Source organism: Aeromonas sp. QDB62 (genome assembly GCF_027705695.1).
Lineage (GTDB): Bacteria > Pseudomonadota > Gammaproteobacteria > Enterobacterales > Aeromonadaceae > Aeromonas > Aeromonas allosaccharophila.
Genome location: NZ_JAPDCD010000035.1, coordinates 20,805 through 33,080, shown reverse-complemented (window position 1 = coordinate 33,080; position 12,276 = coordinate 20,805). Strand labels below are relative to the sequence as shown.

The following is a 12,276-nucleotide window of genomic DNA, read 5'->3' as shown; positions in this document are numbered from 1 at the left end:
ATGGGCAAGAAAAATCCTGTAAATGCGAGATAAGGAGTATCACTGGGTGGTGCATAGAAGAGGAAAGAGTGCCGCGGGCAAGGCGTTGTCTCATGACCTTGCATCACGCAACAAGGCACCGGCCCCGTTACTCTGAGGCCGACTCCTGCAGGGTTGATATCGCATAACGCGCCTGATCCTGAGTAAAACCACGCCCCAGCAGGTATTTGAGCCACTTCATCCGCAGCTTGAAATCCGCCAGATCGGCCACCCGGGCACGCCGTTCGAGCAGGGCAAACGCCAGTTCAAACCAGTCCAGTTCCGGCTGATCGAAGGCGGCATCGATCTGCATATCATCGAGCCCCTTGCGGCGCAGATCGAAGCGGATCTTGATGGGGCCATGTCCCTTGGCTGCACCGGCCCGCACCGCCATGCCACCGTAACGTTCGTCGTTAACCCAGTTGTAACCGCGACAGTAGTCGACCACCGCCTCGATCACCTCTTCATTGAAACCTTGCTGGCGCAGCCGGTTGGCCAGCTCGGACTCGGCGCTCTCGCGACGGGCCAGACTGCGCATGGCAAAGGCGCGGGCAGCGGCAAACAGCTCTTCAAAGGAGAGTTCAACGGGTTCGGGGAGAGATTCATCGACCATAAATGACAAGGCCGGGTATCAACCCGGCCTCCTTTACCTTATTCGAACTCTTGTTCGCTTTCGTCTTCAAACTCTTCGGCGGCAGCTGCCACCGGCTTTTCTGCCGGTACGGCACCGGAGAGCAGCAGTTCGCGCAGGCGCGCTTCAATTTCACCAGCCATTACCTTGTTCTCGGCGAACAGCTTCATGACGTTGGCCTTGCCCTGACCGATCTTCTCGCCGTTGTAGCTGTACCAGGCACCGGCCTTGTCGATCAGCTTGTGCTTGACGCCCAAGTCCACCAGCTCGCCCTCTTTGGAGATACCGGCGCCGTAGAAGATCTGGAATTCGGCCTGCTTGAAGGGCGGGGCCACCTTGTTCTTGACCACTTTGACGCGGGTCTCGTTACCGACCACTTCGTCACCTTCCTTGATGGCGCCGATACGACGGATATCCAGACGCACGGAGGCGTAGAACTTGAGCGCGTTACCACCTGTGGTGGTCTCCGGGCTACCGAACATGACGCCGATCTTCATCCGGATCTGGTTGATGAAGATGCACAGGCAGTTGGCGTTCTTGATGTTGGCGGTCAGCTTGCGCAGCGCCTGGGACATCAGACGGGCTTGCAGGCCTACGTGGGAGTCACCCATTTCGCCTTCGATTTCCGCTTTCGGGGTCAGGGCCGCCACGGAGTCGACGATGATGACGTCAACGGCATTGGAGCGAACCAGCATGTCGCAGATTTCCAGCGCCTGTTCGCCGGTATCCGGCTGGGAGATCAGCAGGTCGTCGACGTTGACGCCCAGCTTGGCAGCATAGATAGGGTCGAGTGCGTGCTCCGCATCGACGAAGGCACAGGTTTTGCCTTTCTTCTGGGCTTCCGCGATCACCTGCAGGGTGAGGGTGGTTTTACCGGAAGATTCCGGGCCGTAGATCTCGACGATACGGCCACACGGCAGGCCGCCGATGCCCAGCGCCACGTCCAGCGAAAGAGAACCGGTAGAGATGGCTTCGATATCCATGGTCTTGCTGTCGCCCAGACGCATGATGGAACCTTTGCCGAACTGCTTTTCAATCTGACCCAGCGCAGCCGCCAGTGCCTTCTGTTTGTTCTGATCCATGCCAATCTCCGCTGGAAATCGTGAGTAAGAAGTGAAGTTGGGCTAAGTATACTGTCTATTCATACAGTATCAAGCCCAATTTATCTGAGCAGGGCCAACAGACCCGACAGGGCCTGTCTCACCGCCTGCTGGCGCACCTGTCGGCGATCCCCGTCGAAGCGGGCGAGCAGAGAGTGGTGACGGCCGTTGCGGTCGGCCCAGGCGAACCAGACAGTGCCGACCGGCTTGTCCTCGGTAGCGCCGCCGGGGCCGGCAATGCCGCTGATGGCCACACTGATAGCGGCCGACGAGTGCGCCAGCGCACCACGAGCCATCTCCAGCACCACGGCTTCGCTCACCGCACCGTGCAGCTCCAGGCTCTCGTCGCTCACCCCCAACATCTGCTGCTTGGCCTCGTTGGTATAGGTAACAAACCCGCGATCGAACCAGCCGGAGCTGCCCGCGATGTCGGTAATAGCCGTAGCCACCCCGCCGCCAGTACAGGATTCGGCGGTCGCCGCCAGCCAGCCCCGTTGACCGAGGGCCCGTCCTAGCTCGATGGCAAGGTGCTCTATCTCTGCATCCAGTTTCATCACGACTCCTTCTGATCCGCTCAAGAGGCACATTATGCGATCCCGATACCAACCCCCGCAACCACGGCAGACCGCCCTTGCCTGCCGCAATGTGAGGTGCCGCACCGGAGTCATGTCTTCAATAATGCAGAGCAACCGCGCCCGGAACACCCGCTCCCCCGTCGCGGCGCTTATGTGTAGAATGGCGCCATCAAGCTCAAGGCTCATCACCGCAGACACTGGCCCGCAGAGGCCCCTTCTGGAACAGAACATGACCGCACAACACCACGCTACTGGCGCTGCGCCAAGCGCCAATCTCAGCGCCCACACGCCCATGATGCATGGGTGTGTCACCATTGATATATAAGTGTTTTTTGAAACATAAAATAAAAACTTACACTTTAACCTACACTTACATTATTTACCCCCAACCTCCTTACCCCCCCACAAACAATGCTCCCTTGAGGATGCACGCCCCTAGCACCTGCCTGCACATTCAGCCTCCTGCAAACCAAGATCCTAAGCAAAGAAGAACGGGGGGCTCATTGGCCCCCCGTCTTTAGGTCACTCTTCGTCCTCATCATCGGGACGTTCGTCATATCCCCGACTCTGCCAATAAGCATCGTGCTCAGGGTTTAACTGACGTGAATGGTTATCGTCATCATCTTTTTTGGACATCACTGGCTCCATGCCGTTATGGTCAACCAAGCCACGGCTCTGCGCTTACCGCAGTCCACGGCAGAAATGCTATTACTTGCGATTCGGGTTCATGTCCTTGCCACGGTTCCCCTGATTCTGGTCATACTGACGATTGGTTCCAGATGAACCAGAATTTTTATTCTGCATGTTGGCGGCATTATCTGCGGGTTTGATGGGGGCATGCTTTGACATAAAAGACTCCTTGAAAGTTGATGGTTGTCAGCCCAACGTTGTGCTGACAGGGATCATCATCAATCAGTGCAATGCACTAAAAAGCCTTTCCAAACAAAAGATCGACAGTCGCAGAGAATTCCTTTGCGGCGCGGTACTCCGCTTCAATATGTTGAGCCAGGTAAACCAGTTCATGAGGTATCATTTCAGAAGCCAAAAGCATGCGAGCGGCATGCTCTGCTGCGATATCCAGCTCTCCATTCAAGTAGCAACGTAGCATGGGATCGGCCTTGGTGAGGCTGGCACTACGTGCAACGTTGCAATCAAGCAGCCCCACGTCTCCATCCAATAAGGTCTGGGGTAACGCCTCAAATGGGTTATCCAACCTGTTTTTTCGGAGGTCTACATCGGGTGACGCTAGCGCCTTGACGAAGGTTGCTGCACTCACGCTCAAATGGACAAGCTCCAGCAAAGACTGGCGATTTATCACAATCAACTCCACCAATCTAGCTGCTTTCTGCCGCGCCCCCACATCATTAAAAATCAACTTAACCCTGCCGGGATCAGGGAAGATCGCCAACAACAAGGTTGCATTGAACAAGGTTGTCAGCTCACGCTCTGGCAAGCGCCTGCGATCTCGATGAGAGACAAGCTCGGCATCCATATGGATCAGCTTGTTGCGAACCAAGCTATTCAACTGATCTTTCAACTTGGGATAATCCGCCAACTTGATCCCGAACAGGTGTCGCATGGCTTCTGCCAAGGTGTACGAGCTCATGACTGACAAGCACCTCGTAACAGCGACTCGGTTGATGGCGGCAAGCTCTTAGCCTCTTTATGATCTGCAATGTATCGAGCGCGCTCTAACCAGTCCCCACCGCAATGATGGTTACGGTCATACTCATCGATAACGCCCCTGCAATAGCCAGCCCTTAACGCTTCAGAAAGTGACGTCATCGTAGCCGCCTGCCACCTGTAGCGCTGGTTATCCTCGTAAATCTGGATAGCTTCAGCACAGCCTTCAATCAACATAGACCTATTCGTCTCAGCACCGACTATCTGTGGCAACATAAGAATAAATAGCACTGGAACATAACGTAGCATCATGACACTTGCTCAGTCGAAGAGATGGGTGATAGGGGTTGGAATCGAGGTGCGGCCAGATAGAGCGCCACCAAAAACAGCATGTAATCGAACAGTCGTTCATACATGGCATATTCCTGAAACTGCCCTGCATCTTCAGCTAGCAAGCTTGCGTCAATATTAAAAATGATGCCCACCATAACCTGCTCGACCACGAATAAACTCCCCAAACTGAGCAAGGGGCGCAGCAATCGTTGCCAATAGGACGTTGAACAATATTGGCAGTACCGCCAATGACGCCAAAGCAACAAGACCAGTAACAGCAACACGCCCTTCTCAACAAGGCTCAGATCCGCCATCCCCTCACCATATTTGAAGATGCTTGTAACGAATGTCCAAACACTGGCACATCCAAACCCAAGCAGAAAACACTGCCCTAGCCAATAACACAACCGCTGACACAGGCCCATCAGCCCATTATCAAAACGTTGTAACAGTGAAGGTGAACTGGAAGGCAAAGTTTCATTATCAGGAGTCTGGCCAGACTCAGTGTGTGGGGCATGCATGTAAGGGGTCATCCTTGGCGGAACTTGATTCCAAAAGAGGTGCGATTGTATCAAAAAACTCCCTTAGGATACGTTGTTGGTCGTCACATGGTGCCTGCTGGCTTGAGCGCTACCGCGTGTTATGCGCAACCAGCCACAGGCCAACGCCATCCATAGCAGGGCTCGCTCGCAGCTCATGCCATCTCACAAAACCCGCGCAAACGTGACTCTCTTGGTTTATCGCCTGCGACGACAAAGGTAGAATCCCCGCAACTCTTTCTTGCCTCCTGCGGTATCTCTCCTATGGCTATCAAAAAAAACGAACTCTACTCCGCCTTGTGGAGCAGCTGCGATGAGCTGCGTGGCGGCATGGACGCCTCCCAGTACAAGGATTACGTGCTGACCCTGCTGTTTATGAAGTACGTCTCCGACAAGTACAAGGGCAACCCCTACGGCATGATCGTTGTACCCGCAGGCGCCAGCTTCGACGATATGGTCGCACTCAAGGGCAACAAAGAGATTGGCGATGGCATCAACAAGATCATTGCGGCACTGGCTGAAGAGAACGATCTTAAGGGCGTCATTGATGTGGCGGACTTCAACGATGAAGACAAGCTCGGCAAGGGCAAAGAGATGGTGGATCGTCTCACCAATCTGGTGGCCACTTTTGAGGGGCTGGATCTCTCCGCCAACCGTGCCGATGGTGATGACCTGCTGGGTGATGCCTACGAATACCTGATGCGTCACTTTGCCACCGAATCGGGCAAATCCAAGGGGCAATTCTATACCCCGGCAGAAGTGTCGCGCATTCTGGCCAAGGTGGTCGGCATCAACAAACAGACATCGCAAGATGCTACCGTCTATGACCCCACCTGTGGCTCAGGGTCCTTGTTACTCAAAGCCAGTGATGAAGCCCCACGGGGCCTCACCATCTATGGTCAGGAGATGGATAATGCCACCAGTGCCTTGGCGCGGATGAACATGATCCTGCACGACAACGCCACCGCCAAGATCTGGAAGGGCAATACCCTCACCGACCCTCAGTGGAAAGAGGGCAATGATCGCCTTAAGAGCTTCGACTTTGCCGTGGCCAACCCCCCATTTTCGAACAAGAACTGGACCAACGGCCTGAATCCCGACAAGGATCTCTTCAATCGTTTTCACTGGGGGGTCCCGCCCGAGAAGAACGGTGACTATGCCTTCCTGCTCCATATTCTGGCGTCCCTCAACAGCACCGGCAAGGGCGCGGTGATCCTGCCCCACGGCGTGCTGTTTCGCGGTAATGCCGAGGCGCGTATTCGCGAGAACCTGCTCAAGCAGGGCTATATCAAGGGGATCATCGGCCTGCCTGCCAACCTCTTCTACGGCACCGGTATTCCCGCTTGCATCATCGTCATCGACAAAGAGAGCGCCCACACCCGCGCCCTTTCTGTTCAGGTTGAGGGCGCATTGGCCAGCAATGAGCAAGGGCTGTTTATGATCGATGCCAGCAAAGGCTTTATCAAAGATGGCAACAAGAACCGGCTGCGCGAGCAAGACATCCACAAGATTGTCGACACCTTCACCCGTGGCCTGACCCTGGAAGGTTACAGCCGCTGGGTGCCACTTGGCGAGATCGCCCGCAACGACTACAACCTCAATATCCCGCGCTATATCGATGGCAGCGAAGGGGAGGACCTGCACGATCTGGCTGGTCACCTGCAAGGGGGCATCCCCGAGCGCGATATCGCGGTGCTTGGTCCCTACTGGCGGGTATTCCCGACCCTCAAGGCCACCCTGTTTGCTCCGCTGCGTCCCGGTTACAGTGAGGCGCAGGTAGCCGCCGCCAAGGTCAAGGGCACCATACTGGCCTGTGAGGAGTTTGCCCGCTTCAAACAGGCGGCGCTGGCGCCGTTCGTCCAGTGGTTTAGCGAGTGCCAGTTCGGCGAGTTTGCCAAGGGGGACTCGCCCAAGGCGCTGATCGACGAGGTGAGTGAAGCGCTGCTTGAGCACTATCGCGCCGCCGCCGAGGCGACCGGTGAGCTGCTCGATCCCTACGCCATCTATCAGCTGCTGATGGACTACTGGCAGAACCAGCTGCAAGACGATCTCTATGTCCTCTCTCAGGATGGTTGGCCAGCGGGTCGGGTCCTGCGCGAGCTGATTGCCGACAAGGGCGAAAAGATCAAAGAGAGCCCGGATCTGGTAATTAGCAAGGCTAAGTACAAGGCTGAGCTGCTCCCACCCGCCTTGCTGGTGGCCCGCTTCTTTGCCAATGAACAAAAAGAGCTCGATACCCTGCAAGCCGCGCTTGATGAAGCAAGCCAGGCACTGGAGAGCTTTATTGAGGAGCAGAGCGGGGAAGAGGGCGGTCTGGTCGAGGCGATGAACGACAAGGAGAAGGTGACCGCCGCCAGCGTCAAGGCGCGTATCAAGGCCGCCATCGACAAAGAAGAACTGGCTGTGCTCAAGCAGGCGCAGCAGCTGTTCGACGCCGAGACTCGCGCCAAGAAGGCCCACAAAGAGGCCAGCGACACTCTCGATAAGGCGGTGTTTGCTCACTACCCCAAGCTGCAGGATAACGAGATTAAAACCCTGCTGGTTGAAGATAAATGGCAGGCGAGCCTGCGCGGCGCACTGGAAGCCGAGGTTGAGCGGGTTACCCAGCAGTTGGCGAATCGGGTCAAGGAGCTGGAGGAGCGCTACAGCCGTTCCCTGCCAAAACTCACCCAAAACGTGAGCGAGCTGGAGGCCAAGGTAGCGGCCCATTTGAAGGCCATGGGGCTGGAGTGGGCATAATGGCGGAACAGATGATTCAGCATAAAGAAGGCGAGAAGGTGGCCACGCAGGCTATTCCGACGGGCTATAAGCAGACCGAGGTGGGGGTAATTCCCAAGGATTGGGAAGTTATGCTTGTGGGCGATTCATTTACTGTTTGTAACAATCTAAGATTGCCAATTAGTTCTAAAGTACGTGATGGCATGAGTGGTTCTTATCCATACTACGGTCCAACGAAGATACAAGGCTATATTAATGAATATCGAGTTGAGGGTGAATTCGCTCTGATTGGTGAGGATGGAGACCATTTCTTAAAGTTTGACTCATTTAATCAGACCCAACTGGTTAGTGGGAAGTTCAACGTTAACAATCATGCACACCTGATTAAGGGAAATGTTGGTTCTGCAAAGTGGTTTTACTGGTTTTTCAGAAATCGCGATATCTCTATTTATCTAACTCGGCAGGGTGCTGGGCGATTTAAATTAAATAAAGCCTCTCTTGAAAGAATACAATGCGCAATTCCTCCAACGGAAGAGCAATTAGCAATTGCGACAGTACTCTCCGATAGTGATGCTCTGATTGTTAGCTTGGGGCAGTTGATCGCCAAGAAACAGGCCATAAAGACCGCCGCCATGCAGCAACTGCTGACCGGTCGAACCCGCCTGCCGCAGTTTGCCATGCGCCCTGATGGCACCCCAAAAGGTTATAAATCCAGCGAGCTGGGACAAATCCCAGAGGATTGGGGGTGTTATACATTTAATGATGTTGTGGATTCATGCTCCAGTGGTGCTACACCTTATCGAGGAAATAAAGATTTTTATAAGGGAACAAATCGCTGGATTACAAGCGGTGAGTTAAATTATTGCATTATTAATGACACGATTGAGAAGATCAGTGATGAAGCCATTAAGAAGTCAAATTTAAATGTTCACCCTCAAGGAACTTTCCTAATGGCAATTACTGGTCTTGAAGCTGCAGGTACACGAGGTGCTTGTGGTATTGTTGGTAGGCCAGCTACAACAAACCAATCATGCATGGCAATTTATCCGAATGAAAAATTGTCATCAGAATACCTGTATTATTGGTATGTGCACAATGGAGAAAACTTGGCTTTTAAATACTGCCAAGGAACAAAGCAATTAAGCTATACAGCTGGATTAATTAAAAAGATTCCATTGTATCTTCCAACCATAAAGGAAGAACAAACTGCCATCGCCACTATTTTATCCGATATGGATAACGAGCTGCAGGCGTTAACCCAGAAGCTGGAGAAGGCCCGCGCCCTCAAACAAGGCATGATGCAGCAACTGCTGACCGGCCGTATCCGTCTGCCTGTGGAACAGGTTGAATGACAGCCGTATCAGTGACCCATCCCCACACCTTGCAGTACAAGGTGATCAAGGTCAGCCAGTTACTGGCTGACCCCACGTTGGTGATCCCGCCCTACCAGCGTCCCTATAAGTGGACGACCAGACATGTCGAGCAACTGCTGGATGATCTGGCCTTACACCAAGAAAAAGATGCTTATCGATTGGGTACGTTAGTGTTATATGAGCCCCCATCTCAGGAAGATACTGGGGCGGGCATGCGTATCCGGGACATTGTTGATGGTCAGCAACGGACCATCACACTGCTGTTAATCCTTCATGCACTACTCAATGAGAAACTCGCCGCACTGACCAACCCTAACCTGCGAAAGCAGTTGAACACGCTGAAATCGAGCATGATACATCCCGATTTCACTCACACAGTGTCACAACACAATATCCGGGAGAACTATCAGGTGATCCGCAGGCGGGTCGCGCGCGCCGATTTTGATGAGAAACAGATCGACTTTCTGCTGAACCGCTGTGAACTGGTACAGGTGACGCTGTTTGATATCTCAGAAGCATTCCAGTTTTTTGATTCACAAAATGCGCGCGGACGAGATCTGGCCCCCCATGATTTGCTCAAGGCTTTCCATTTACGAGAATTTTCAGCGTTGGATGAGCCGCTTAAAACTGCCACCGTATCCAGTTGGGAAAATAGTAATGGGGATGTATTAGAAGCCCTGTTTGGTGAACATCTTTATCGCATTCGACGTTGGATTACAGGGAAACCTGCCCGTTACTTTGGCAAGGATGACGTGGCGCTATTCAAAGGGGTTAATCTGGCCAACAGCGAAGCCTTTCCTTGCATCTCCGCGTTGCGGATAGTTCATAACAAAGTTGATGAACTGCATATGGCGTTTCCGTTTCAGCTGGATCAAACCATTATCAACGGTCGTCGTTTCTTCGAGATGATTAAGCACTATCAGGGGCTGACATTTCTGTTTAACGGTTCGGCGTTGATGGAGCGTTATAAGCTCGAGGGCTATGCCCGCGAGATACTTATGGTGCTTGCCGACTACCAGGGCCGCCATCGTACCGGTGATCGCTATGTGCGAACAATGTTCGATTGTTTGTTGCTCTACTACTTCGACAAGTTCGGCGCCACGCACCTCTCCAAAGCGATAGAGAAGATCTTTATCTGGGCCTATGCCTTGCGCCTTGATATGTATTCTGTGCAGTTGGCCAGTATGGATAACTATGTGGTCGGGCGAAAAAATATGTTCAAGGTGTTACGTGAGGCGACTAATCCCCAGCTGTTATTGCAATATGAGGTGCCGACCGTGACCAAGGTTAATGGCACCAAGATTGATGAATTGAAAGCATTATTTGACAAAATGGGGTATCTCGATGAGCGATGAGATGATCACCCTTCTCTCAGTGGGCAAGCTGCTGGGTAACACCCCGCCAGAGGAGCAGGTGAGCTATCTGATCCCTATGTATCAGCGCAACTACGCATGGGAAGAAGCCGAGATAATTCAGCTGATTGAGGATGTGCTCGACTATCAGCCCAAGAGGAAGCGCTACTATATCGGCAGCTTGGTGGTATCCGCACGGGAGCGTGAGGCCGATCGAGCGATATATGAAGTGATCGATGGCCAGCAACGACTGACAACGCTGTCGTTGTTGGTAACCTATTTACGCAATCAAGGGCGATCGCTCGGTGTTGAACTCGACTGGTATCGTCAACCCAATATCGACTTCGAATGCCGTGAGCATTCCCGCCAAACCCTTTCTGCACTGTTCAATGGCCAACTGGAAGGTAACCCGCCTCAGTTAACGGGTATGACCGAGATTAATGACGCCATCCTGCGTGGTTACCGGATAATTCACAACGTGCTGAGAAATAAGTTGAAGGCGCGTGATGTCAGTCCCACCGCGTTCGCGGAGTATCTGCTAAACCACGTCGAGATCCTCCGGGTCCCAGTGCCGCCAAAGACAGATCTCAATCACTATTTCGAGGTGATGAACAGTCGCGGTGAGCAGCTCGTAAAACATGAGGTGCTTAAAGCCCGTTTGCTGGCGGTAATGAATCAAATCCCTGACCCGATTGAAAAAGCCAGTAGCGAGTATGCTCTGCATAAGGTGTGGGACGCTTGCGCCAATATCGACAAGTATGTGCAAGCTGGTTTTACCACCTCCGAGCGGTCGAAATTGTTTGGTCAAGAGTGGTATCAACTGCGTGTCGATAGCTTTGACGCTTTGAGTGAGCTGCTTGGGGATGGGCAAGCTGCCGTGATGGATAGACCAATTTCATTGAGTCTTGAAGCGCTGATCCAACAACCGGTGGGCAAACACACTGAGCAACTTGATGATGATGGCGCGAAACGCTTCCACTCAGTGATCAACTTCCCGAATTTCCTGCTGCATGTGCTGCGTGTCCTGCTCAAACAGGATATTCCCCTCGATGATAAACGGCTGCTGGATACCTTTGACGACTATCTGCTCCGTGGCAACCCAACGCAGGGGGGGATCGGAAAGGCGCAAGCTATTGAAGGCACCAAGGCATTCACCTTTGCCTTACTGCGCTGCAAGCATCTGTTTGACTCGTATGTTATCAAGCGTGAATACGCTGCAAATAAGACAGGCTGGAGTCTGAAAAGCTACAAGAAAGACAGTGGCGGAAGCACCGACTATCCGAAATCATTTAGTAATGAAAAGGGTGAGAATGACATCAATCAGCAACTTGCGATGTTGCTGGCAGCTTTTCATGTCTCCGCTCCGACTATGGTCTATAAGCATTGGCTCAATGCGGCACTTCACTGGCTCTTCAATGACGCGCAGCAACCGATACAAGCCGCTGACTATCTGGTCTATCTGGAGTCGGTTGCCAAGAGGTTTGTTTTTGACCGTTTCCTGGCTGACACCGAGGCCGACTATTTCGATATGATCTATCGGCAGGAAGATCTGCCTCAAACAGTACAAGAGCAGATCGACAGAAATATGGTGAGGCAGCGTCTCTGTTACGGACAGATAGAGAACAATCTGATCTTTAACTTTCTCGATTATCTCTTATGGCAAAGGAATCGTAGTGCGGCTAACAAAGACAGCACTATTGCCAACTTTCAATTCACCTCTCGCAGTTCGGTGGAACACTACTACCCACAGCATCCTAGAGGAGGGAAACTATGGCCAAGTGAGCACCTGAATGCATTTGGCAATCTCTGTCTGATTAGCCATGAAAAAAATTCACGTCTAAGTGACTATTTGCCCAAAGCCAAACAAGAACACTACGCAGGTGGGGTAATCGACAGCATTAAACAATATTTGATGATGGAGTCAGATGACTGGCACATTGAGGCAATGAAACGCCATGAAGACGAGATGTTAGATGTTCTATTACATGCTTTGCCATGCGACCAGACATAATAC

At 52.8% G+C, this 12,276-nt stretch carries 10 protein-coding genes; 4 read left to right on the top strand and 6 right to left on the bottom strand.

Features of this window, described 5'->3' with window-relative positions:
- Nucleotides 1-127: 127 nt before the first annotated feature.
- The 6 genes from OKC27_RS16635 to OKC27_RS16610 form a co-directional block, all read right to left on the bottom strand.
- On the bottom strand, nt 128-631 hold the full coding sequence (locus OKC27_RS16635; RefSeq protein ID WP_042657692.1) for a regulatory protein RecX: 504 nt from the start codon (nt 629-631) through the stop codon (nt 128-130).
- 38 nt (nt 632-669) lie between these two features.
- The gene (gene recA / locus OKC27_RS16630; protein WP_042058789.1) at nt 670-1,731 is read right to left on the bottom strand and encodes a recombinase RecA; all 1,062 of its coding nucleotides are present in this window, start codon (nt 1,729-1,731) and stop codon (nt 670-672) included.
- Between the two features lie 80 nt (nt 1,732-1,811).
- The gene (gene pncC / locus OKC27_RS16625) at nt 1,812-2,303 is read right to left on the bottom strand and encodes a nicotinamide-nucleotide amidase (protein WP_182938867.1); all 492 of its coding nucleotides are present in this window, start codon (nt 2,301-2,303) and stop codon (nt 1,812-1,814) included.
- A gap of 729 nt (nt 2,304-3,032) precedes the next feature.
- Entirely contained in the window at nt 3,033-3,173 is a 141-nt protein-coding gene (locus OKC27_RS16620; protein ID WP_270806506.1) for a hypothetical protein, read from the bottom strand.
- 76 nt (nt 3,174-3,249) lie between these two features.
- A complete protein-coding gene (locus OKC27_RS16615) occupies nt 3,250-3,930 on the bottom strand; it encodes a hypothetical protein (protein WP_270806505.1) in 681 nt (226 codons plus the stop codon).
- A 325-nt stretch (nt 3,931-4,255) separates the two neighbouring features.
- Nucleotides 4,256-4,801 carry a hypothetical protein gene (locus tag OKC27_RS16610; RefSeq protein WP_270806504.1) on the bottom strand — a complete coding sequence of 182 codons (546 nt, stop codon included), beginning with the start codon at nt 4,799-4,801 and terminating at the stop codon, nt 4,256-4,258.
- 282 nt (nt 4,802-5,083) lie between these two features.
- On the opposite strand from OKC27_RS16610, the gene OKC27_RS16605 reads away from it, so the two are divergent.
- The 4 genes from OKC27_RS16605 to OKC27_RS16590 are packed head-to-tail and all read left to right on the top strand — an operon-like array spanning nt 5,084 to nt 12,273.
- Complete coding sequence (locus OKC27_RS16605; protein WP_270806503.1) at nt 5,084-7,558, top strand: type I restriction-modification system subunit M; 2,475 nt, start codon at nt 5,084-5,086, stop codon at nt 7,556-7,558.
- On the top strand, nt 7,558-8,889 hold the full coding sequence (locus tag OKC27_RS16600; protein WP_270806502.1) for a restriction endonuclease subunit S: 1,332 nt from the start codon (nt 7,558-7,560) through the stop codon (nt 8,887-8,889). The genes OKC27_RS16605 and OKC27_RS16600 overlap by 1 nt, the downstream gene beginning before the upstream one ends.
- A complete protein-coding gene (locus OKC27_RS16595) occupies nt 8,886-10,265 on the top strand; it encodes a DUF262 domain-containing protein (RefSeq protein WP_270806501.1) in 1,380 nt (459 codons plus the stop codon). Before OKC27_RS16600 ends, OKC27_RS16595 begins: the two co-directional genes overlap by 4 nt.
- A complete protein-coding gene (locus tag OKC27_RS16590; protein ID WP_270806500.1) occupies nt 10,255-12,273 on the top strand; it encodes a DUF262 domain-containing protein in 2,019 nt (672 codons plus the stop codon). The genes OKC27_RS16595 and OKC27_RS16590 overlap by 11 nt, the downstream gene beginning before the upstream one ends.
- Nucleotides 12,274-12,276 lie beyond the last annotated feature (3 nt).